The following is a 22,127-nucleotide window of genomic DNA, read 5'->3' as shown; positions in this document are numbered from 1 at the left end:
GCAAGGCTTAATTGCCTACTACGGATTTTTGGTTTGCCACCTGCGCCAAGTAAAAGTGATTAGTGCGGCGAGTATTAGGCTGACCATGGCCCATGTGGGGTACTTATGCTGGTGGTAAAACGCCAGCATGGGAGCGATTTCATCGCGGATTAACACTGGGCCTAATCCAAAGAGTGCCACCCAAATGCTGGTGGCGAGAGCATTGCCAATCACAAATTGTTTTAGTGGCATTTTAGCGAGACCGCAGCCGATAAACATAAATTGTTTTAATCCCTCAACAAAACGACTCAGCACTAAAGCGGCAATGCCATATTGGCCAATAACGCCATGGATTTTGTTTTCCAATTGCGGTTTTATCCAACCCTTCTTAAGCAACACATCACCAAAGCGCCAACCGATAAAATATCCCAAGCTGTTACCGCAGAGTGCAGCGCAAACTGCGACGATCAACACCAATGGCAGTGACATTTGCCCTGCAGCAGCTAATAAACTTGCAACAATCAATAAGGATTGCCCCGGCGCTGGAATGCCAAAACCCTCGACAGCAATCGCGATAAATAGCAGCACATAGCCGTATTGCTGCAGCCAAGGGGTGAGTTCGGTGATGATATGTTGTAGCGCTTCAGGCATGGATGAAAGTGATCGAATCAGTGGGACAATTAGCCCATCATACTCGCCAACTTCTCTGGCTGGATAGATTTATGAGCAAAGTTTCATGCCAGTTTTCGTTAGTGGCGGTGAATAGGCGTAACGCAGGGGGGCCGTTTTTACCTGAAATATAAAAAAGGCCGAACTCAGTTCGGCCTTAATACCTGTACTACAGTCGCGACGATAAAGCGACTAGGCGAATGCCGCTTGTAGCTGTGGAACGACTTGTTTCTTACGGCTTAATACGCCGTCTAACCACACTTTGCCATCGACGGTATCTTTACCGTAGGCACGTTGGGTCAGCTCCGCATCGTCAGACACAATCAATAACTCTGAACCTTCTTTCATGATGTCAGTCAGCAGCAATAAAACGCTGTGGCGGTTACCTTCCACTTTGAGCGCTTTGATATCGGCTTCTAGCTCGGCCTTGATATCGTCAAATACTGACAGGTCGATCACTTCTAACTGGCCGATACCGACCAAGTTACCGTTCATGTTAAAGTCTTTAAAGTCGCGCATAACGAGGTCGCGCGCTGGTGTGCCTTGTACGGCTGATTTCACTTTGAACATTTCCATGCCCAGTTCTTTGAAATCTTCAACGCCGGCGATCTCAGCTAACGCTTCAACGCAGCGAATGTCGGCAGTGGTGCAAGTGGGTGATTTGAAAATCACGGTATCGCTCAGAATGGCGCACATCATTATGCCAGCGATATTTTTAGGGATAGCGACTTGGTAAAAGTCGAACATCATCTTGATCACTGTGTTGCTGCAACCTACTGGGCGGATCCAGCATTCTAGCGGTGTATCTGTGGTGAGATCGCCTAGCTTGTGGTGATCGACAATCCCGACGATAGTCGCTTGGGCGATATCATCCGGTGCTTGAGTCAGTTCTGAATGGTCAACGATATACACTTGCTCGCCAGCGTAGCTGGTTTTGTATTCTGGAGCTTCGAAGCCGAAACGTTCCAGAATAAAAGCGGTTTCGGGTGACAATTCACCTAAACGTGCGGCAATGGCTTCTTCACCGATTTGGTTTTTTAAATAGGCTAACGCGATAGCACCGCAGATTGAATCTGAATCGGGGATCTTGTGACCGACAACGTAAATGGGCATTTCAGGGACTCTCCTTTAAATTTGTGACAATTTTAGCAATATTTGGCTTTAATCGGAAATAGCCAAAGCGCATATCACTGTGCTCTTCAGTTGCTATTTCTCTAAAAATCGAACGCTCAGGTTCGGCAAAGATGGCATAAGGTTTAGATCTTCACTTTTATCACGACTTTACGCACCGCCGTGGCGATATCGCCTGTGCCGGGCATATGCATGTCACCGGGGAAAAATAACGCAAACATGCCTGCTTTGAGTTTGATATAAGAGGCATTGGCTTGGTTTGCCTCGTAATCAAACTCGGCGTAATCGTGTTTTTCAAAATAGGGTTTCGAGGGTGTTTGCTCCGCTAGTGGCAAGTAACCAAACTCTTCTTCACCGCTGAAAACATATTGCACATCGATATATTTTTGATGAACTTCAAAGGGTTCTGTCGACTTATGTTTGGTTTGATAGTCATTCACTATCACAAAAATATTGTCGCCATCGAGGGGATAATTACCTACGGGTAGCTGACTAAAGTCGGTCGTCGCTAGATGTTCTAATGCAGTCGCAAGCCGAGGGCTTAAGGATTGATAAATATGGCGGTTTTTTAAGGTATCGACGATCATCGGCTACTCGACATGGTGGAAGTGAAATGAGCGAATGGTAAAGATTATAATCCGATCACCACAGTTAGGACATAAGCTTTGTCGATTGGAAGCAGGCCTAAACATTTCGGCATAAAAAAACAGGCCATTGAATGACCTGTTTCTACATCAAGTATTATTAAACTTAGCTAAAACGGGTTTAGTAAGTGTATTTGGCTTCTAAAAAGTAGTAACCACCATTAAAGCCAAAGGGGGTATTGGTTAATGGGTATACAAAGATACCATTGAAGTTATTGTTATCTGGTCGTTTTTCTGGATACACATCAAACAAGTTTTGCACCCCAGCGGTAAAGCTTAGCGCATTGGTGGCGGCGTATTTTACCGACAGATCCATCACCCACTGATCGCTATAGTTCACATCACCCGTTGAATAACCTTCACTATAGTCACCAAAGTAGTTTAAGCGGATATTGGTTTTAAAATCCCCGAGTTCATGGGTCAGCCCAATACTGCCCGTGTTATGCGGCGTAGCAGACGTCATGCGGGTTCTTTCTATACTATCAAAGAGTTTCTTTTCTAATCCGCCTAAAATAGACGGCAGATTGATGTCTTGGATCTCGGTTTTATTATAGGCATAGGCTAAGTTCGCCCGTAAATCGCCCCAAGTGCCGATATCAAAATCTTGGCTCACCACAAGGTCAACACCACGGGTGCGAGTATCGACAGCGTTGATAAAGAAGCGCGCCGATTCTGCATTGGTGCCCGCTAACGCGGCCGCTACGGCGGGCGAATCATTAGGCGTCACTGAGCTCGACAGAATAATGCGATCATCGATGGAGATTTGATATGCATCTAATGTCAGTGCTAAGCCTGTGTCATTGGTGTACACCAAGCCTAAACTGAATGACTGGGATAGTTCGGGATCTAACTCATTAATACCCAGTGCTTTGGTCACTGGCGATAGGGTGTTAAAAGTACCTGACTCAATAGGCACCAACTGACCAGTCACAGGATCGGGATTAAACAGCGTCGAGATATTGCTGAAGTACAGTTGTTGTACGCTCGGCGCTCTAAAGCCAGTGTTGATGGTACCGCGCAGGGCCAAGTTATCGGTGAAGTCGTAACGGCCCGCTAATTTCCAACTGGTGTTGCCACCAAAGTCAGAATAGTTTTCATAACGCAGCGCCGCCGCCCAGTAAAACTCATTGGTTAACTGGTTCTCGAGTTCCATATAAACGCCAGTGTTATCACGGGTTTCATCCACTTGCGACTCAGGGGTAAAACCGGTGAAACCTTGGCTACCCGCCGCTTTGCCATTATAGCCACCATTAATATACGAATCTTCTTCTCCGGCTTCAATTTCATAGCCGTTTTGGCGCCATGAAACACCGGTTGCAAACAGAATTTCAGAATCGTTTATAAAGGCAAAATAACGGGAAATATCCAAATTGATATTGGCTTCACGGGTCGATAGCGTTCCTGCGTCGAACTCGGTAGGAGTTTCAGGACCTAAGGAAGCATTTAAGGTATTGACGATATTATAGTTAAATGAATTTTTACCATATCCTACTGAGGCATCAATGTCCCAGTCACTCAGGTTGAATTCATAGCCTAGGGTAAGAGATGAATCGATAATTTTGGGGTTAATTTGCGGTAAAAAACCGTCGGGATACACTTCGGGTAAGTTACGGGCATCGAGAGCTAAACGGTAAAAAGCACCCGATTTAGTTTCACGTTGGCTAATACCACCAAAGGCATACAGTTTTCCGTCGGTAGATATAGGCTGAGCCGCATTGATAAACAAACCGACATTATCATATTCGGCATCACCAACGTGGTGGCTCTTACGGTTAAATGTCGCTTCGCGTGGATCTGCTGAGCCATCTGCGAACTTAGGGTATTGCTGCCGTGGATCTAATCCTGCGCGGTTTGTGCTGTCTTTGTGATGCGCTTCTAGGGCGACATTCACAAAGCCATCATTGCTTAAACTGATCCCATGGTTAACGCCTACACGCCATTGCTCACCGTCACCTTGGTAGGTTTGTCCGGCTTGCGCCGAGACGCTTCCCCCTTGATCGCTGTCCTTGAGTACCACGTTAATCACGCCAGCAATCGCATCTGAACCGTATTGTGCCGAGGCTCCATCTCGGAGAATTTCAATGCGTTTTATCGCTGTCATTGGAATAGCATTTAAATCGACGTTAGAGGAGCCTTTTCCCATGGTGCCGCTTAAATGTACTAGAGCAGAACCATGGCGACGCTTGCCATTTACGAGTACTAAGGTGTGGTCTGGCGACAGGCCGCGTAAGCTCGCGGGGCGCACCGCATCTGAACCGTCAGTCACCGAGGAGAATGGGAAGCTATAGCTTGGCGCCGCAAATTGCAGCGCTTTAGCGGTTTCGGTCATACCGGTTGATTCGAGTTGTTCGGCAGTAATGATATCGACCGGCGCAACACTGTCAGTTGCCGTGCGTAGTGCTATGCGTGAGCCTATGATCTCGATTTTTTCGAAGCCGGTTTGTTGCTCTGCGGCTTGGACTGCTGGAATAACCAGTGTGGATGACACTGCCAATGCGATAACGGCTAGACGCATAAAAACCTCTCAATGATGTTTGTAACCCAATACTCGAACTTAGGTGTGCAGATAAAATAACAATCTGATGCCGAGAAGGTTATCATTGTAACAATTGTTACATTTAGACGTAAATGTGCTAACTCAGAGCCTAGTGTTCTAAATAATATTTAAAATGCAGTTGAATATATTGATGAAAACCTCCCTATCGACCTGCGTGCTTTTGAGGCTTCGTACGGCACAATACACGTTGTCGCATGCACATTGCGGCTGAGTTAAGTCGATGATATGAATTGTTTATTGACGTATACCTTCGTGGTTTACTATTTTATTTTGCTCTAATGGCATTGGTTTTAAGGTACATAGAATTGTCAGCGTTACGATTTCTCGCAGGACCAACAGCATTTAACACCTTGGCAGAACAAGGCCTTAAAGCTGAGCATTTTACCCAGTTGCTTGCCGCCTCTGGTGGACCTAAGTGGCTTGGTATCGCAGGGCTAGATAAGTATTTGTTTGCTGAATTTTTCAAAGACAGGCAAACGCCTTTATATACATTAGGCGCTTCCTCTGGGGCTTGGCGTTTAGCGTGTTTGGCGCAGCAAGATCCCCTCATAGCCTATGGCCGCTTAGAGGATTTTTATATTGGTCAGCGTTACGACAGTATGCCAACACCGCAGGAAGTCAGTACGCAAGTTAAAGGCGTAGTGCAGGGCATTTTAGGGGAAAATGGTGGCAGGGAAATCGTTAATAACGCTCATATTCACAGTCATTTCATCGTGTGCCGTGCTAAACATTTAAATCGTTTAACGGCAAAGCTTCCGCTTGCGGCGGGGCTGGCGATGACGGCGGCGACCAACTTAGTGAGCCGTCGGAGTTTAGGTTGGCATTTTGAGCGTGTGGTCTTTAGCCAACAAGCTGCAGCATCTCCCTTTTTGCAACTCAACGATTTACCCAGTCAGCAGGTTGAATTAACTGAGGCTAATGTCGATGCTGTGATGTTAGCAACGGGGTCGATTCCTTTATTGCTGGCCCCTGTGTCCCAAATTGAAGGCGTTGCCGATGGGCAGTATTACGATGGCGGCATTACCGACTATCATTTTGATTTGCCTTTATCCCGTGCCAAGGGGCTGACGTTGTATCCGCATTTTTATCCGATCATCAGCCCAGGATGGTTCGATAAATCCTTGAAGTGGCGCCAAGGTCGCGCTAATTATCACAATGCGCTAGTGTTGGCGCCATCGGCCGAATTTGTCGCTTCATTGCCCTTTGGCAAAATCCCCGACCGTGAAGATTTTAAGCAACTGGACACGGCGCAGCGGATGCAATATTGGCGCACGTCTGTGGCTTTGAGTGAACGTCTGGCCGAGGAGTTTGCTGAGGTTGTCGTAAGGGGAAATGTGCTAGAGCGACTGGAGCGTTTTTAGTTCGCTGTAATTGTGCTTAGAAAACTGGGTTTGACATGACGTGGTTGAAATGCCTTGATTCAAAATAGCGGGGCCGCAAATTTCTTTGTGCGCTCAGCGGCTTCAGGAAGGAAATTCTTTCACCTGCTACACTCTACAATAATAGGAAATACGAATGCATTGAGTTCGTTTCCTTCTATTTGGGGCAGGAGGTTGCTATGCAAACACGAGAAATGGCGTTACTCATGCGCGATGCCTTGTTACTGCCACAGGGACGGGTGGAGGTTCGTGTGGTTGACCCCGGTCATCTGCGCATGGTGGCCGATGTATTCAAGGGAAAGTATGTGCTCGCCTTTGCCACCATTAGACCCAGTGGTAGTCCGCCCTGTTATCCCACTGCCACCCAATGTGACATTATCGATTTTAATCAGCTAGAAGATGATTCACTCAGCATAGTGCTCGAAGGGCGTCAACGCGTCAGCATCCTCTCAGCGGCGCAGGCCAAAGATAAGCTGTGGATGGCGCGTACTTTACCTTGCCGTAACTGGCAAGAAGAGCCGATTAAAGGTGAATTTGAGTTGATAAGCGCCGCATTAGAGCAATTTTATGAAGTGAATCCCGATCTGTTTGAGCTCTATTCTCAAGTGCATTTGGAAGACGCCGCTTGGGTGAGCCAACGCTGGCTCGAGGTTTTGCCCATGTATAACAAAGATAAATTAGTGTTAGTGAATCAGCCAGATTGCCATAAAACCTTGGACTTCGTGCTGCAACTCATCAAGTCCCATGTGGACTGAAAAACCACAAAAAGGCTAGAATAGCGGCTTTATATAGCCGCTTTTTTTGTGATATGACAGCATCTGCCCGCGCCGCCCAACCTTCTTACATAGTGCTTCCTGTGAATGTCACAGATAAACCCACAGTGTTTGCCTTTCTTGCACAACATTTTGCCCGTATAGGTGAAGATGTATGGCGTCAGCGGATCCTCGACGGAAAAGTGCATTGGCGGGATGGCAGTTTGATCGCATTGGACACTGAATATCGCCCTGCAGCACGGGTGTATTACTACCGTGAAGTGCCGGTGGAAGCGAAAATTCCCTTCGAAGAACAGATCCTATTCCAAGATGACAATGTTATTTTGGCCTACAAGCCGCACTTTTTGCCTGTGACGCCAAGCGGCAACTATGTGAACGAATGTCTGGTGCATAGACTAAGATTGCGTACTGGCATTGATACTATCGCGCCCGCTCATAGGCTTGATCGTGAAACCGCTGGAGTGATCCTGATGACGGTCGCGCCTGAAACCCGTGCGCTCTATCATCAACTCTTTATTGACGATGCGATTCGTAAAGACTATCAAGCGATTGCCAAGTTGACTCCTGAGATTATTGAACAATATCAACAGGGCTGCTTAACTTTGCCATTGCACTGGACGGTAACAAACCGCATGCAGCCGAGCGACCCGAGTTTTACCATGAAAATCGTGGAAGGCGAGGCAAATACCCATTCCGAAATTAGCCTAGTGGCCATAAAAGGCGATCTTGGTTTGTTCCACTTGAGCCCGATTACCGGCAAAACTCACCAGTTGCGGGTGCATATGCAAAGCTTAGGTATGCCATTGTTAAACGACAGATTTTATCCAAGCTTATTACCTAAAGGGCCGGATAACTTTGCGACGCCTCTTAAGTTGATGGCGCAGCGGTTACGTTTTATTGACCCAGTGAGCGGGATGCACCACGACATGCAATGTCAAGGTTTTGAGTTTTAGTCAGCGGAAAGCATTATTTCCAGTCTGTTTAAAGGAAATAATCGGGTGCAATTGTGTGCTTGGCCCTGTGATGGTATGAATACAATCTGCAGTATCTGAGTCTCTGCCATAGGGAGCCATATTACGATTGTTTAAAGGAAGTCCATTATGACCAAATCTGCGATCTTCTCTATCTTGCTTTGCGCTGCAGTATTAGTGGGGGCCATGTATTTTGGTGACTGGACTAAGCAGCCTTATCTGAATGACATTGCCGCCGAGATCCGTAAGGCGAGTGCGGTGATTGAACCGAAGAAACCAAGTTCGTCTGGCACATCGACAGCAGAAGCCGATGCCGAGCGGGATCAAAGCCCTAAGATCATTTGGGATCAAATGGCGCATGAAAAACCATCGAATAAGTCGCAGCCAGAAGCACTGATTTTCAATCAGGCTCAGCCAAAACCTGCCAAAACCGATGAGGCGTTATCCAAAAATACGCCTTTGATGGATTCTGGCTCTGGTGCCACTCAGCCTGAAACGGTTAAACATAATAAACCCGTTTAATCTGTTATTCCTGTTTGGGTGGTTCGAACAGGGTTTCGCTCATATCGCCATGTAAAACCGCAATTTTTGTTGGTGCACCATCATCAGCTAATTCCAACATACCTATTCCGCTTTTATTCACTAGACGTTTACTCGGCTCACCATTTGGTCGCCTGCCGCGCAGCAACATACGTTTACGTTTTGTCAGCAAGTTAAGTGGTGAAAAGTGGCCATAAAACCAGCCATTGAGTTTATCGAAAATCGGTAACAGCTTCTCAGGGAAGTGATTTTTAATACCGCTGCAGGTGATTTGGTAGATGTTAGGGCTACTGCGTCTAAAACGAATACTGATGTCGTAACTAAAGGAGTAATGCACATCGCCGGAGAGGATCACAAACTCCTCAGGGGTTTTACGGTGCATAAAAATACTCAGCAGTGCATTGGCGGCGCCCGGGTGTGCCATCCAGTTTTCGGCGTCTACTAACAGGGAACCGCCGATCAGAGTGGCTGTGCGCTGCACAGCTTCAATCAACTTGACCCCAAACATGGGCGCAGGTGAGACGATAATGACCTTCGACTGGCCGAGTAACTCTTGCTGTAAATCCATTAACGCCTCCCAATCCATCAAGCCGGAAGGTTTTGCGAGATTAGATTCACTGCGCCAGCGGCGGGTACGGGTATCGAGCACGACCAGTTTAGGCGAGGACTCTAAGGTGTAATGCCACTGCTCAAATTTAAGTAATTCGTCGATGAGCAGATCCTGACTTTCGCTTTCTTGTCGCGTAAAAAACGCATCGAGCAGCGGGCGGATATCGGCGGCAAATTTATCAGGCGCGTTGCCAAGTCCTTGGAATAAGGTGTAGCCGATTAAGGCATTACCAATGATGCGTTTCGAAAATGCGTGTTCGTAGGCCGCTTGTTCCCATTTAGCCGTCAGGTTCCAATCATCGGTGACGTCGTGGTCATCAAACATCATATAAACGGGAATGTGCGCCATAAAGCGCCTGACTTGCCCCAACCCAGCTTTAAAGCCAAGCAAGTGTTGCCACTCATTTTGCCAGCGGGCGGTATTGGCGGGTAATAAGCCGTCGACATCCTTCGAGATATTCACTAATTCCCACAGCTCAGGTGACCAAGTGAGTAAATACAGGGCGATGATTTCATTTAGGCTGACCAAATGATTTACGGCGATGGAGGAGGTAAAAATGGGGTGATTGCGATACCAACGCCAAAGCGCGGTTTTGGCCGGATATTGGGTATGAGGCAACAGGTTTTTATGCCGTTGATACAAATATGCGGGTTGATAATGAATGTCTTCACTAGTGGTGATGCTCGCGCCTTCAAATTGCTCATGTTTAAGACCAAGCAAATCGATGACTTGCCCTATGGCGCTTAACATAGGTCCCGCAACATCATCAATATAGACCTGATCACCACTCATTATGATAAGTGCAGGGCGATCATCCTCCGCACCCCTGTTGATTATCTTGGCTAAATGGGTATCGGCGGCGACCAGTGCATCGTCACTGTGGTGATGCGGATTGCGGCAGGAACCGTGGAATACTTGGGTTAATTCAGGGGTAAAACGTACACTTGGCGTTGACGCATCGCCGTAGTTTAGCTGGCTTATCGTGGCAAAAATATCACCATGCTGAGCGGCAGACACTTGGTAAGGTGTGACGATATTGGGCGCGAGCAACTCTGGGCGCGACAGTATTATTAGATATTGATGGGCATGTTGCCCAAGTGGCACATAGTGTAAATCGGCATCCTGCAATAGGTACTCTTGCTCACCAAGACGCAGCTTAAGTTCAGTTAATGGCTCACGACTTACAAACCACAGGGTAAAGTGTGAGGCATCGCAGTGGCGCAGCATGGGGCCAGCTAATATCAGAGGAAGTGTCGTACTCAAATTCTGCCTATGGGTATTTGGGTTAATCTTGCATGAGTTAACCCTAAGTAAGTTTGGTTTAGAAGAGTAAACAAGTGCGTTGAATATGAAAAGCTTTTAGAATTGTTAGCCATAAATATGCGTTGAAACTGAATGGGGCGATATGGCTAAGATTATGGTCACGGGGGCAACAGGGCTACTCGGCAGAGCTGTCGTAAAACAGCTTGAATTAACAGGACATGAGATCATCGCCACGGGTTTTAGCCGCGCAAGTGAACGAGTGCATAAACTCGATCTTACCGCCCCTTTGGATGTCGAGGCATTTATCGCCCGCGAGCAACCGCAAGTGATAGTGCACTGCGCCGCCGAGCGTCGCCCCGATGTCTCCGAGCAAAATCCGCAGGCGGCATTGGCACTTAACTTAACCGCCAGCCAAGCCTTAGCTATGGCAGCTAAGGCCAATAATGCTTGGCTTATCTATATTTCCACTGACTATGTGTTCGATGGCACTCAACCTAAGTACGCTGAAGATGCAGCCACTCATCCGGTTAATTTTTATGGTGAATCTAAGCTAAAGGGCGAAGAGATAGTGCTAGACACTAGTGCTGATTTTGCCGTGCTACGCTTGCCAATCCTTTACGGCCAAGTAGAAAAGCTGAGTGAATCTGCTGTGCTAGTGCTGGTTAACCAATTGATTGAGCGTCGCGCTCAGGGTGTTGATCATTGGGCGATACGCAGTCCAACCTCGACCGCCGATATTGCCCAAGCCATAGACAAGATGATTGCACAGCATATTGAACATTCTACCGTGCAGGGGATTTATCATTTTAGCGCCGTAGAGACTATGACTAAGTATCAGATGTTGTTGACCTTAGGAGATATTTTACAACTCAGTACCGCGCACTTAACGCCTGAGTCAACGCCGACAGATAACGCCAAGCGGCCAAGGGATTGCACCTTAAGCTGTGCGCGTTTAGCTGCGATGGGGATTTGTTCTGAAATTAATTTTGCCACTGGCGTGCGCCAAGCATTAACACAATCGAGTGGTGCACTTGCCACGCTCGGACTCACTCTGTAGGAATTGCCATGGCTAAGATCTTAGGGACCAGTCTACAGGCTGCCGACCAAGTCGCATTACTGCGAACCTTAGGTTTGCTGCTGCAAATAGGCTTAACCACGTTTGCCGCCGATACTTTTGGTCTTAGCCTGCAAATGGAGCCGTTAGTGCATGTGTTAGTGCTAGAGGTGTTATACCTTTCGCTCACATTGGCGCTACGTAAACCCTTATTTGCTAAGGAGCGCGGCCTCTTTATTGCGCTCAGTTTAGACACGCTATTTTGGATATCTTGGTTGCACTTTTCCGGCGGCGCGACCAATGCGTTTATCTCGTTATTACTGTTGCCGATTGCACTTGCGGCTGTGACTTTGCCAATCTGGGCGCCTTGGGCACTGACGGCTATTTCAACCTTTGCTTACAGCCTGATGATCTTTACTGTGCCCGAATCCCCCATGCAGCACCACGGTATGGACATGAGTTCCCACTATTTAGGCATGTGGTTCAACTTTGTGATTTCAGCATTGGTGATGACAACCAGCGTGGCGTTAATCACTAAGCGTATGCGCCGCCAAGATGCGCAGTTAGCCTATATGCGCGAAGGGCAATTGCGTCAGGAACAACTCTTAGCCCTAGGCACAGTATCGGCGCAGATGGCACATCAACTGGCCACACCGCTCTCGAGTCTGAGGTTATTACTCGATGAAGTAAAAGAAGACATGAGCGATACCTCGATAACGATTGTCGAGATGGAAACTGCGTTAGGTCGCTGTGAACATACGCTTGCCGAGCTGAGATTAGCGACGGAGTCGATCCGCGATCGCCGCCAGCGCCCACTAAAGATCATTGAGCTGGTGGACAGTTTAAAGCAAAAAACCTTGTTGTTAATGCCGCAAACTGAACTGAATTGGTTGATCACTTGTGTGCCTGAACAACTAGCAGAGCAAAGTATTCTGACTGATATGAGCTTAACGCCTGCCATCATGGCCTTGATTGAAAATGCTGCCCGCGCCAGCGCCGAAACCATAGGTGTGCCGCAGGTGGATATCAGTTTAGATATAGCGCCAAGCGAAGAGCAGATCTACTTGCAGATCCGCGATTATGGCACTGGTATCGCGCCCGATTTATTGCCACAGTTGGGCACCTTACTCATAGAAAGTCCCAAGGGTTTAGGTGTCGCTTTGCTACTCAGTCATGCCAGTTTAGAGCGTTTGGGTGCAGAGTTGATTTTGGCTAATCATCCCCAAGGTGGCACTGTGGCACAAATTCGTTTCACTATATTAAGGGAGCTGGCGCCGTCTGTATCGCACAAGACTAAGGTTAGTGACGAGGTAAATTCATGAAACGTTTGTTGATTGTAGAGGATGACCTTTCCCTTGCGAGTATTTTAGGCCGCCGATTAACACGCCATGGCTTTGAATGCCGATTAACCCATGATGCCAGTGATGCTCTGCTGGTGGCGCGGGAATTTCGTCCTAGCCATATTCTTTTAGATATGAAGCTTGCCGAAGCTAATGGCCTAGGGTTAATTGTGCCGCTGCGTCATCTGCTGCCCAAGGTGACTATGGTGTTACTCACCGGCTACGCCAGTATCGCTACAGCGGTGGAAGCGATTCGCCTCGGCGCCGATAATTATTTAGCTAAACCTGTGGATACCCAAACCTTGCTCGCCGCACTGGAAATGGATGGGCATTCCCATACTCTTCAAGAAGATGAAGTCGACGATTCGCCACTTAATCCTAAGCGTTTGGAGTGGGAGCATATTCAGCAAGTGCTCAATGCTAACCAAGGCAATGTGTCCGCCACGGCTCGCCAATTGGGAATGCATCGCCGGACGTTGCAACGTAAATTGCTGAAGAAACCTGTGGGTGAAAGTGGACATTTGAAGTAACGATTCATCCACGTGTGGGCAAGGGGCAACAGCTTAAGGCAAACCTGATTAGGTAATGAGGCAGAGCCGTTTGACCATAAAAAATGCCACTCAAAAGGGCTGAGTGGCATTAACAAGAAAACGAGAAGTGAATCGATGAATTAGCGCTAGGATTTTACGCTAGCGCCATTGCACGATTAGGTTATGCGATTAAAAATTAACGGTTTCTTCGTTTGAGCAAGGGCCGTTAGTTTCACACACTTTATAGGTGAAGCTTGCGCCAGCTAGGTCGGTGAAACGGTCAATAAACGATGAGCTGCTTGAAGTATCCACCGCAACACCGTTACGGAAGATAGTATACTCATCAGCGTTGTGACCATCCCATTCGAGTGCAACACGTATGCTACCGCGACGAGATTTGTTCGCATTTTTTACTGCCATTTCTAACGCCACTTCTGGCACTTCAACCGCAAATTCTGCCGAAGTGCTTGCTGTTGCGCCATCGTTGTCAGTTACAGTCAGTGTGACTGTGTAGCTGCCTGACTGGGCATACTGATGATTGACACTCGCACCTGCGGCATTTGTACCATCACCAAAATCCCAGTTCCATGACGTCAGGTCGCCATCGCTGTCAGTACTGGTGCTTGTGAAGCTGCCGTTACCGTTAGCAAAGCTTGCAGTAAAGCCTGCGGTTGGAGCTTGGTTTGGTGTGTCATCGCCGTCATAAGCACCCACTAGGCTCACACCTGTGTAGCTGCTATAGCCGCTGACCATCACCCAATAAGTTCCCGTTTGAGCAGGATCAATAGCACAGCTTTCGGCATTACCTGACTTGTATGGACGACAGTCATAGCTGCTAGACGTCGGCGCTTGACCAAATTTAACATACATGTCCGCATCACCTGTGCCGCCTGACATATTGAAGATCAGGTTAGTTGCACCGCTAGCGACATCGAGTTTGTAGTATTTTTTGCTACCTGATGCACCCGCTAAACCTGTCACAGCAACACCGTTGGCGAGTTCAGTAGCTTCTGGTGGTGGCGGTGGTGGTGGCGTTTCACAAGGTGTGATACCCACAGCGGCAAACGCAGTAACCACATCGTCAGCACTTAAGCCTAAGTCAGTTGCGGCCGATTTAACACCACAGGCGCCTTGCCAGAATAAGCTGTCCGCCGTCCAATATAATTGGTTAGCGACTACAAATGTTTGGAATGCTTTGCGTGTATCCCAACCCGGTAAGTTAGCTAAAGTGTAGAAAGCTTTATTGAATACACCTGAACTGTGGTGCACATCGATGCCATCATAGTAATCGTCGATATGACCGATTGAGATACCGTCTAAGGTTGGATCTGCCATGTAGCGCAGTGCACCACTGCCTTTAAAGATATCGGCGCCGACTAACCAGTCGTTTGTGCCGTGCATGTAAAATTCAGCGGCTTCACCCGCCATATCTGAGAAGGCTTCGTTCATGCCGCCAGATTGATCTGCGTAAACCAGCCCTGAGTTTTGTTCAGTGAAACCGTGACTCACTTCGTGTGCCGAGACATCTAAGCTCACTAATGGGTGGAAGGTTGTTGCGCCATCACCGAAGGTCATAGCACTGCCGTCCCAGAAAGCGTTTTCGTAGTTGTTGCTGTAGTGAACTCGCATCGTTAACTGAAAGGTTAACGGTGCAGTGTTGTACCACTCGCTATACATCTTGTAGATCACGTTGCCGAAGTAGTGCGCATCGTTTAATGGCGAGTAAGCACCGTTGATCTCTTTGACTGTATTGCGCGGACAAGTATAAGAGAAGGGTGTGGCGCCTGATGTGGCACCGTTTAGGTTAACGGTTTTCACGTTAGGTGAGTTCATGGTGCAAGTGTCACCGCTCACTTCAACGTCTAAGCTAGAAAAATCAGTACCGTATTCGTATTGGCCAGTCTTAATGTTACCGCCTGGACCTGTGCCCGTTGCAGCGTGATTAATCCCTTCCCAACGCTTAATCACTTCACCAGAGTGCGCGTCAACCATAGTGAATGGGCGGCTTGGTTCATCGCCATATACTACAAATGAAGTCACATAAACGAGGCGAGTTTTAGCGGCATCATCGAGGTAAAGCCATAATTTTGCTTGTTTGTTTTCAGCTTTTAGGCCTGCAACGGCTTTGTCAGACTTGCCACGGATCGCAATATCTAACGCTTTGTTAGCCGTTAAAGTAGGTTTGACAAAATCAGCCGACTTTTCAATATTTTTTAATACGCGGCCAGACATGTCGCTGTAAAAGCCCATGCTCGATTGTGACGTCGCAACAGAGAAACCATAAACTGGTACGCCATGGAAATATTGTTGTAAACGTTGTTTTTGCTTGCCTTGACCTAGGTTGAGTTTTTTCTCGACTTTGAGTTGGCTACCTGCGTCTAAGCTGAACTGAGACACTAAGTTATTGCTTGAAGACGCGCTTCTAAGAGTGCCGACATCGATAACATCAGCAGCAAATGCGGATGTGCCTAAAGTGGCCGACACAGCAATGAAGAGTAGCGACAGTTTTTTGTTTAGCATCATGCTTGAAATCCTTTTTCCGTTTTGTAAATAACGTTGGAATGCCATACAGCTTAACTGGCTCGGGCGAGCGTTTTTTTATTGTGATTTCTACAGGGTCGTCGGCATCCCTCTGCCATGGCCGCATAGAATGAGCTGTTGCTCAGGCGGAAATTCTCAGGGTTTTATTCTGCGCAAAGCGTGAATGACCGCATGACCCTAGATGTTATTTAAATGTAAAAGTGTTAACAATCGTACAAAGGAACTATCTTCAACGTTCATTTAGATGCTTTTAAATCTGAATTAGGACTTTTGGGTAATAGCGATTTAGCCAAGCGGAAGGGTGATGCACTTGAGTGTTTTAAAACAATTTAATGATTTATTTCAATTGTTTATTTTTCAGTGTTCTTGAAAAGGCTTGATTAAGGATGGGGTGTGCGTTGGGGTCATCATCCTATCAAGGGGTTGAAACCCTCGGCTTTGATTTATTCACTTAGAAAGACTCCATCGAAGTTGCCGCTGCTTGACTTGCTCTTCAGCTTATTTCACCAAGGTAACTCTGTGCCATCGTAGGCAAAAAAACGCCCTGTTTGTGCGGGTGTAGCATTGGCAATGATGGGCAGTAAGCAGTTGGCGACATACTCAGGTGTAAACAGTTTGCCTTTGGGGACACTCTGTTGAAATGGCTGAGATAATGGCGTGTCTGTCGTGCCCGGATGCAGAGACAGCACCACGCTGTGTTTCATGGTGCGTTGCCACTCAATCGACAGTGTTTTGAGAAACATATTCAGCGCGGCTTTTGAGGCGCGATAGCTGTACCAGCCCCCTAATTTATTATCGGTAATACTGCCGACTCTCGCCGATATCACCGCAAATCTTGCCGAGTGGCTTTGTGTTAATGCCTTAGCAAAGTGCTTCGCCAACATGATGCTGGGCAGTGTATTCAGCATTAAATTGTGCTGGAAAAAGTCGATATCGATTGACTGTAGGCTTTTTTCTGGTCCTTTATCTTGGGTGTGTAAGATGCCGACACAGTTAATAATCCAATCTAATTCAGTGAGTTGTTCACTTAGCTGTTTAATCTCAGCTTCATTGGTCACATTTAATGCATGCCATTGGATTTTATCCTGCCTGTCTTGGGGAAGATGATGCCTGTAGGTGGCGTGCACAGTGGCGTCGGGATATGACTCTTGAATTTGCTTAACTATGGCTTTGCCAATACCCCCACTCCCGCCGACGATAAGTACTTTCATAGCAAACTCTCCCTATCCAAATATCTATATCAAACTCTTTATATCAAACTCTTTATATCAAACTCTCTATATCCAAGAGTCACGCTTAGGCTTAGTACAAATGCTAAGCACTAATGCTAAGTACTAACACTCAGTACTAAGGCTCAGTTACAAACGGTTTAGATGAACGAGATTGTGCTCGGCTGTGGCTAATATGGCATGCCTTACGGACTCGTCCATCTTGTCCCAAGTCTGGTACAGCATGCCGATCCTTGGGTTCTGCGATAATCGCGCGCGGTGTTTGTCCATAAAGCGCCAATAAAAGCTATTGAACGGGCAGGCAAGTGCGCCGCTGCGCTCTTTTATCTTGTAATGACACCCGCTGCAGTAGTCACTCATTTTATTAATGTAAGAGCCGCTGGCGGCGTAGGGTTTAGTACCGACAATGCCGCCGTCGGCAAACAATGCCATGCCGCGGGTATTAGGCATTTCAACCCATTCGATGGCGTCAACATACACGCCTAAATACCACTCATCGACTTGATTTAGCTCGATTTCGGTTAATAAGCAGAAATTGCCGATCACCATTAAGCGCTGAATATGATGGGCGTAGGCAAAATCTAATGATTGGGATAAGGCTTGTCGCATGCAGCTCATCTTAGTGTCGCCATGCCAAAAATAATCGGGCAGCGTCCCATGGGCATCGAGCGCATTAGTGCTGGCGTACTGCGGCATATTGGCCCAGTAAATGCCGCGAACGTATTCTCGCCAACCTAATATCTGCCGCACAAATCCTTCAACTTGGGCGATATCAATCTCAGCATTCGTTTGATAACTGTCGATGGCCGCATTGATGACTTCTAACGGGCTGATTAATTTACTGTTAAGGCTGAATGATAGTCGACTATGGTACAAGCTCCACTTGGCGGGATGTTGCGCTGTCATGGCATCTTGAAAACGGCCAAAGGAAGGCAAGCAAACCTGACAAAAATACGTTAATAATTCGAGGCTTTGCGCACGGTTTATCGGCCACAGCAATGGCGCATCAATGCGACCCATGGTCGGAATTTGATGACGTTCAAGACGTGCGAGAATTTCCGTCACATCGAGGCTAAACATCAATGGCGCTGGCAAGACTTTTATATCCTGAGTTTTAAGTTTTTGACGGTTGCTGGCATCAAAGTTCCACTGCCCGCCGAGTGGTTTCCCGTCATGCATCAAGATGTTGTAACGCTTACGCATGCGGCGATAAAAGTGCTCCATCATAATGTGTTTGCCGACGGGGAACTGCGCATCGATTTCGTCAAAGGGCAAGATAAAGTGCTCTGTATCGACACAGTTCACCACGGCGGCCTTGAGCTTAAGCTGGCTCAATTGCTCAAGTAGGCGGTATTCATCTGGCCTTTGGTATTCAAACTTAATCGCGCCAACCTGTGTTACCTGATGTTGAATGAGCCCCAGTAGTTCGCTATAGCCCTGAGTGTTATTGAAGGTGTCATCAAGGGTGAGATGGATCACTTGATGCCCTTGCGCCCGCAGCTCTTGGGCAAATTGCGCCATTGCTGCAAAGAAGGCACATATTTTTTGCACATGATGGGTCACATAAGTGTTTTCTTGGTGCAGTTCTGCAATCACATACAGCACTTGATCATCAACATGGTTAAACCAAGAATGCTGGGCATTGAGTTGATCGCCTAAAATTAGTCTAACTGTATGGAATTGCTGTAATTGCATTAAGTGGACTCGTTGAATGACTTTCGCGGTTAAGCATTTCGCGATGGGATATTGCCTGAAATTACGAATTGGGTTGCAGTGAGGATCACAAAGCAGGGTATTTGTCGTGATTTCGACAAGGAGGTTTATCTAAGCTTGGTTTGATAGCTTTTAAAGCAAAGTCAAAGTCGTGGGGCTTCCCCATTGATTTTCAATCAAGAGCCCTTGCCGAACAACGTCCATGTCTAACTGCCAGTTCGTCATCCTTGGCTCTCGTTTGTACCGCTGTTTCGCTGCACTCACCCTAGCGAAGTTACATGCATTAACTCTTTATTTATAAGCAGGGCTTCGTGCTTATTCAAAATCGCTAACGCTTACGGTGGTACATCCCTATTAATTAAATAAAGAATCCGAAAGCTAACTCGGCATCCATGCCTCGCTCATGCGATTTTCTTCAACGCCCTTCAGCAACTTCGCAGGTGAAGGTGAACTTCTGAAGTTTTAGTGTTGTTTGTTAGTATTTAAAAAGAGTACTAACACTCCATTTTTAAAATTTAACAATGGGAGTCTAAATAACAAGAGCTAATTCATATAATAAGGCTGGTGGAGCACGTTTTATATTACAAAAATGAGATTGGGTATCCTTAGATATAAAAACATCGGCCTAGACCGATGTTTTGGGGTTGTCTGATGCAATAAAATTCACATAAACAGTGAGATAGCTAACCACTAATCCCAATATACTGTATAGACATGATAGCCAGCATACGGCTTAGGGGATAGTTGATGTTCGCCATAGGGCCAGCCTGTCCCCATTCCATCTGCTGCGATTCCTTCAATCCATTCTTCCACTTCCGCCAGAGGCGCACAGGTAAGAATATGAATGTTCTCAGCTGCAGGCCATAGCTCATCATCCTCAAGTGCTTCGGACCATTCATCGTGCATCCCAACATAAACACCTTGCACATCTGACCTATGTTCGATTTCTTTCAAGCAACGATAGATTTCTTTGATGGATGGTCGACCATAACCCCAATTATTGGGTGCGATAGACTCTTCATCTTCGTTTTCTAAAAAGTACTCATTTAATGTCACTACCGGACAGTGCTCTGGATCGGCGGTCGATAAGGCGCTTAATTTATTGAGTAATTCCGTTCTCGTTGTCACTGACAATACTCCATTTCTAAGATTTGTTTCCAGCGAAGGTTTAACTGTTTTATCACATATGCAGGGCTAATAATAAATCTGGCCATCCATTTTAGAGCAACAATATAATGCACTTTCAGGTTGCCTACAAAGAAGCTGTTTTCAAGGCACCCAGCTTAAATGGTGTGGTAGTTAACCTCCGACTATGTTTTGATTAAGCATTAAACAAGGAGGTTTATATGCCGCGTCCTCTCAGAACTTAATAAGCCTTGAAGACATTCCCTATTACCATTGCTATAGCCGCGTTGTGCGGCGTGCTTTTTTATGTGGCGATGATGCCTATTCTGGGAAAAATTATGGCCATCGCTGTAGTTGGGTTGAGTCACTACTGTTTGAACTTGAAGCCGTTTTTGCTATCGATGTTGCAGCCTTTGCGGTGATGTCGAATTATCTGCATGTGGTGTTGCCAGCCGATATCGACAGTGCCAATCGTTGGACTGACCGCGAAGTACTTGAGCAGTGGCATAAGTTGTTTAAAGGCGATGAGTTAACGCAAAAATCCGTTTAAGGAGAGCTAGTTGAGGCGCATGAGGTCAACCGATTATGCGTTATTTCATGCCTAAGTTTTCAAAAGAGCGCGATGTTTGAATGAGCTAATAGCAAGACAAGCAAATCAAGAAGATAACTGTACAGGCCACTTTTAGCAGGGACGGTTTAAATCACAGGCCTTACTTGATGAAGTTGCTGATTTAAAATGGTAGGCCTGATAATTTTCATTCCATTATCCTTGACCATGTGATCGCAGTGTTCGCGCTTACTTATGCTGCAAATGGCGCCATCAAGCGCTTAGGGATAACTCATTTTTAAATCAAAGTTGGCGAGTCACTGGCGTAATAGTCTTAATCGTTGGGTGCATTGATCAAAAAGTTATTATTTTATAGTATGTTACTCAATTTTAATGCGTCACTTAACGCAGCAGGAGCTTAGTTCGTATGCGGGAATATGATGGGATTGAAAAGCGTTATCAAAGACCTGATGCCGATTTAGCTAAAAGTTTGATGATTATCGAAAATTTATTGGGTTTTACGCCGCTAGAGGATAGGTTGGAATTTGATTTGTCTTTTTGGGCTGGCGGCTCAGGTGTATTCGATAAGTTGGCGGTTTCATGTTCTGTGACTCCCGAGCAAATGGTACTCGCGCAAGATAAGTTGAGACTCTATTCCCCAGAGGCGGCGATAGCATTGGATGAATGGCGTGATGATTTTATTTGGCTAGTGGAGGATGAAGACGTTTGTACCGATGTGCTGGTTAGGTCGGCGCATTTTATTAATCAGAATAAAGCGCCATTTCAAGATGTTTGTCTTAAAACGCAATCCATTTATTTCGCTTACATGAGTGATGTGAATGGCTGGACTGCGGTATGGGGTCAGCAAGATAGGCTCAATTATGCTTATTTCTGCCAAGGATAGCCTTTATCTTTAAGTGATTACCGACAATCGCCAGTTAAGTGTTATTTACCAGTCCGTAATCAAGGGCGTAGCTTTCAAGCTTGGCATCGAGATCATCTAGATCTTTATAAAACTCGTCATCGAGCTTATCGAGTACGCTGTACAGGTCTTGGTTATCGGTTGCGGCTAAACGACGATCTCTGTCTATTGGTACTGGCTTTTCGCCAAACACGGCCTGTTTTGCTTGGTGCAATAAGTTTAACGAGTGGCTTGCTCCCATTTGGATAAGTCCACGTTCAGCGAAGGCGTAATGCTCACCTGAAGAGTTGTCGAAATACTGAATAAATCCACCATTATAGACTTCGCCAGATAAGCAGTTCACCGCATAGTAGTTTTGTTCCTCTGGTCTAAGCGTATAAAAACCTTGTTCTTTGTTATGTACCCTTACAACAAGATCTCGCCAAAAGGCTCGAAAGGGACAGGTTTTATCGAGTTCACGCTCTTGTTGGTAGTATTCCTTCGCACGCTCGAGATTTGCACGTATGCCATTTTTGCAGGGCATGCATAAACCCTCATTTTTCTCGGCGGTACTCGGAAGGATTAAGGTGTTACATTCTTGGCAGGGGATTTTTTCCGACATGGTCTTTCC

The 22,127-nt window shown here is 46.6% G+C and carries 18 protein-coding genes and 1 pseudogene; 9 read left to right on the top strand and 10 right to left on the bottom strand.

The features are described 5' to 3' along the window. Positions 1 to 18: 18 nt before the first annotated feature. From L5M71_RS08520 to L5M71_RS08505, 4 genes are all read right to left on the bottom strand, one after another. Entirely contained in the window at positions 19 to 630 is a 612-nt protein-coding gene (locus tag L5M71_RS08520) for a DedA family protein (RefSeq protein ID WP_263206931.1), read from the bottom strand. 210 nt (positions 631 to 840) lie between these two features. Then, positions 841 to 1,761, bottom strand: coding sequence for a manganese-dependent inorganic pyrophosphatase (locus L5M71_RS08515; protein WP_212600488.1), 921 nt, complete (start codon positions 1,759 to 1,761; stop codon positions 841 to 843). Between the two features lie 143 nt (positions 1,762 to 1,904). After that, on the bottom strand, positions 1,905 to 2,366 hold the full coding sequence (locus L5M71_RS08510; RefSeq protein ID WP_105251222.1) for a YhcH/YjgK/YiaL family protein: 462 nt from the start codon (positions 2,364 to 2,366) through the stop codon (positions 1,905 to 1,907). 178 nt (positions 2,367 to 2,544) lie between these two features. Then, complete coding sequence (locus L5M71_RS08505) at positions 2,545 to 4,938, bottom strand: TonB-dependent receptor plug domain-containing protein (protein ID WP_263206930.1); 2,394 nt, start codon at positions 4,936 to 4,938, stop codon at positions 2,545 to 2,547. A gap of 347 nt (positions 4,939 to 5,285) precedes the next feature. Between L5M71_RS08505 and L5M71_RS08500 the strand changes: the two genes are divergently transcribed. The 4 genes from L5M71_RS08500 (at position 5,286) to L5M71_RS08485 (ending at position 8,625) form a co-directional block, all read left to right on the top strand. Beyond that, positions 5,286 to 6,341, top strand: a complete 1,056-nt coding sequence (locus tag L5M71_RS08500; RefSeq protein WP_263206929.1) for an alpha/beta hydrolase — start codon at positions 5,286 to 5,288, stop codon at positions 6,339 to 6,341. 197 nt (positions 6,342 to 6,538) lie between these two features. Next, positions 6,539 to 7,114 carry an LON peptidase substrate-binding domain-containing protein gene (locus tag L5M71_RS08495; protein ID WP_105251225.1) on the top strand — a complete coding sequence of 192 codons (576 nt, stop codon included), beginning with the start codon at positions 6,539 to 6,541 and terminating at the stop codon, positions 7,112 to 7,114. 53 nt (positions 7,115 to 7,167) lie between these two features. Beyond that, positions 7,168 to 8,085: a pseudouridine synthase gene (locus L5M71_RS08490; RefSeq protein WP_263206928.1), complete on the top strand. Its 918-nt coding sequence runs from the start codon at positions 7,168 to 7,170 to the stop codon at positions 8,083 to 8,085. Positions 8,086 to 8,232: 147 nt separating this feature from the next. Beyond that, entirely contained in the window at positions 8,233 to 8,625 is a 393-nt protein-coding gene (locus L5M71_RS08485) for a hypothetical protein (protein ID WP_212600493.1), read from the top strand. Positions 8,626 to 8,629: 4 nt separating this feature from the next. Here the strand turns inward: L5M71_RS08485 and L5M71_RS08480 are convergent, their stop codons facing one another. Next, the gene (locus L5M71_RS08480; protein ID WP_263206951.1) at positions 8,630 to 10,480 is read right to left on the bottom strand and encodes an alkaline phosphatase D family protein; all 1,851 of its coding nucleotides are present in this window, start codon (positions 10,478 to 10,480) and stop codon (positions 8,630 to 8,632) included. A 178-nt stretch (positions 10,481 to 10,658) separates the two neighbouring features. Between L5M71_RS08480 and L5M71_RS08475 the strand changes: the two genes are divergently transcribed. The 3 genes from L5M71_RS08475 to L5M71_RS08465 are packed head-to-tail and all read left to right on the top strand — an operon-like array spanning position 10,659 to position 13,440. Continuing rightward, positions 10,659 to 11,573, top strand: a complete 915-nt coding sequence (locus L5M71_RS08475; RefSeq protein ID WP_263206926.1) for a dTDP-4-dehydrorhamnose reductase family protein — start codon at positions 10,659 to 10,661, stop codon at positions 11,571 to 11,573. 8 nt (positions 11,574 to 11,581) lie between these two features. Beyond that, positions 11,582 to 12,892 (top strand): sensor histidine kinase, encoded by a 1,311-nt coding sequence (locus tag L5M71_RS08470; protein WP_263206924.1) that lies wholly within the window; start codon positions 11,582 to 11,584, stop codon positions 12,890 to 12,892. Then, positions 12,889 to 13,440, top strand: a complete 552-nt coding sequence (locus L5M71_RS08465; protein ID WP_105251231.1) for a response regulator transcription factor — start codon at positions 12,889 to 12,891, stop codon at positions 13,438 to 13,440. Before L5M71_RS08470 ends, L5M71_RS08465 begins: the two co-directional genes overlap by 4 nt. A gap of 189 nt (positions 13,441 to 13,629) precedes the next feature. On the opposite strand, the gene L5M71_RS08460 is transcribed toward L5M71_RS08465, so the two are convergent. The 4 genes from L5M71_RS08460 to L5M71_RS08445 all read right to left on the bottom strand — a co-directional run bounded on the left by L5M71_RS08460 (position 13,630) and on the right by L5M71_RS08445 (position 20,051). Continuing rightward, a complete protein-coding gene (locus L5M71_RS08460; protein WP_263206921.1) occupies positions 13,630 to 15,963 on the bottom strand; it encodes a M4 family metallopeptidase in 2,334 nt (777 codons plus the stop codon). A 521-nt stretch (positions 15,964 to 16,484) separates the two neighbouring features. After that, positions 16,485 to 17,192 carry an SDR family oxidoreductase gene (locus L5M71_RS08455; protein ID WP_263206919.1) on the bottom strand — a complete coding sequence of 236 codons (708 nt, stop codon included), beginning with the start codon at positions 17,190 to 17,192 and terminating at the stop codon, positions 16,485 to 16,487. A 147-nt stretch (positions 17,193 to 17,339) separates the two neighbouring features. After that, complete coding sequence (locus L5M71_RS08450; protein ID WP_263206917.1) at positions 17,340 to 18,905, bottom strand: cryptochrome/photolyase family protein; 1,566 nt, start codon at positions 18,903 to 18,905, stop codon at positions 17,340 to 17,342. 708 nt (positions 18,906 to 19,613) lie between these two features. Further along, positions 19,614 to 20,051, bottom strand: coding sequence for a hypothetical protein (locus tag L5M71_RS08445; RefSeq protein WP_113940113.1), 438 nt, complete (start codon positions 20,049 to 20,051; stop codon positions 19,614 to 19,616). A gap of 218 nt (positions 20,052 to 20,269) precedes the next feature. Here L5M71_RS08445 and L5M71_RS08440 point away from each other — a divergent pair. Beyond that, positions 20,270 to 20,731: pseudogene (locus L5M71_RS08440) on the top strand (transposase); the annotation flags it as partial. 291 nt (positions 20,732 to 21,022) lie between these two features. Further along, positions 21,023 to 21,499: a hypothetical protein gene (locus L5M71_RS08435; RefSeq protein ID WP_263206915.1), complete on the top strand. Its 477-nt coding sequence runs from the start codon at positions 21,023 to 21,025 to the stop codon at positions 21,497 to 21,499. Positions 21,500 to 21,533: 34 nt separating this feature from the next. On the opposite strand, the gene L5M71_RS08430 is transcribed toward L5M71_RS08435, so the two are convergent. Further along, positions 21,534 to 22,118, bottom strand: a complete 585-nt coding sequence (locus L5M71_RS08430; RefSeq protein WP_263206913.1) for a DMP19 family protein — start codon at positions 22,116 to 22,118, stop codon at positions 21,534 to 21,536. Positions 22,119 to 22,127 lie beyond the last annotated feature (9 nt).

Source organism: Shewanella sp. SW1 (genome assembly GCF_025653545.1).
In the GTDB taxonomy this organism is placed as follows: domain Bacteria; phylum Pseudomonadota; class Gammaproteobacteria; order Enterobacterales; family Shewanellaceae; genus Shewanella; species Shewanella oncorhynchi.
Note: the sequence above shows the minus strand (reverse complement) of the source record. Positions and strands in the feature narration are given on the sequence as shown.

Excerpts from the sequence above, each read along its gene's own strand:
- L5M71_RS08485 (WP_212600493.1), top strand. The coding sequence starts at position 8,233 with ATGACCAAATCTGCGATCTTCTCTATCTTGCTTTGCGCTGCAGTATTA.
- L5M71_RS08460 (WP_263206921.1), bottom strand. The coding sequence starts at position 15,963 with ATGATGCTAAACAAAAAACTGTCGCTACTCTTCATTGCTGTGTCGGCC.
- L5M71_RS08475 (WP_263206926.1), top strand. The coding sequence starts at position 10,659 with ATGGCTAAGATTATGGTCACGGGGGCAACAGGGCTACTCGGCAGAGCT.
- L5M71_RS08520 (WP_263206931.1), bottom strand. The coding sequence starts at position 630 with ATGCCTGAAGCGCTACAACATATCATCACCGAACTCACCCCTTGGCTG.
- L5M71_RS08470 (WP_263206924.1), top strand. The coding sequence starts at position 11,582 with ATGGCTAAGATCTTAGGGACCAGTCTACAGGCTGCCGACCAAGTCGCA.
- L5M71_RS08435 (WP_263206915.1), top strand. The coding sequence starts at position 21,023 with ATGCGGGAATATGATGGGATTGAAAAGCGTTATCAAAGACCTGATGCC.
- L5M71_RS08490 (WP_263206928.1), top strand. The coding sequence starts at position 7,168 with ATGACAGCATCTGCCCGCGCCGCCCAACCTTCTTACATAGTGCTTCCT.
- L5M71_RS08480 (WP_263206951.1), bottom strand. The coding sequence starts at position 10,480 with ATGCTGCGCCACTGCGATGCCTCACACTTTACCCTGTGGTTTGTAAGT.
- L5M71_RS08495 (WP_105251225.1), top strand. The coding sequence starts at position 6,539 with ATGCAAACACGAGAAATGGCGTTACTCATGCGCGATGCCTTGTTACTG.
- L5M71_RS08465 (WP_105251231.1), top strand. The coding sequence starts at position 12,889 with ATGAAACGTTTGTTGATTGTAGAGGATGACCTTTCCCTTGCGAGTATT.
- L5M71_RS08515 (WP_212600488.1), bottom strand. The coding sequence starts at position 1,761 with ATGCCCATTTACGTTGTCGGTCACAAGATCCCCGATTCAGATTCAATC.
- L5M71_RS08430 (WP_263206913.1), bottom strand. The coding sequence starts at position 22,118 with ATGTCGGAAAAAATCCCCTGCCAAGAATGTAACACCTTAATCCTTCCG.
- L5M71_RS08505 (WP_263206930.1), bottom strand. The coding sequence starts at position 4,938 with ATGCGTCTAGCCGTTATCGCATTGGCAGTGTCATCCACACTGGTTATT.
- L5M71_RS08455 (WP_263206919.1), bottom strand. The coding sequence starts at position 17,192 with ATGAAAGTACTTATCGTCGGCGGGAGTGGGGGTATTGGCAAAGCCATA.
- L5M71_RS08450 (WP_263206917.1), bottom strand. The coding sequence starts at position 18,905 with ATGCAATTACAGCAATTCCATACAGTTAGACTAATTTTAGGCGATCAA.
- L5M71_RS08510 (WP_105251222.1), bottom strand. The coding sequence starts at position 2,366 with ATGATCGTCGATACCTTAAAAAACCGCCATATTTATCAATCCTTAAGC.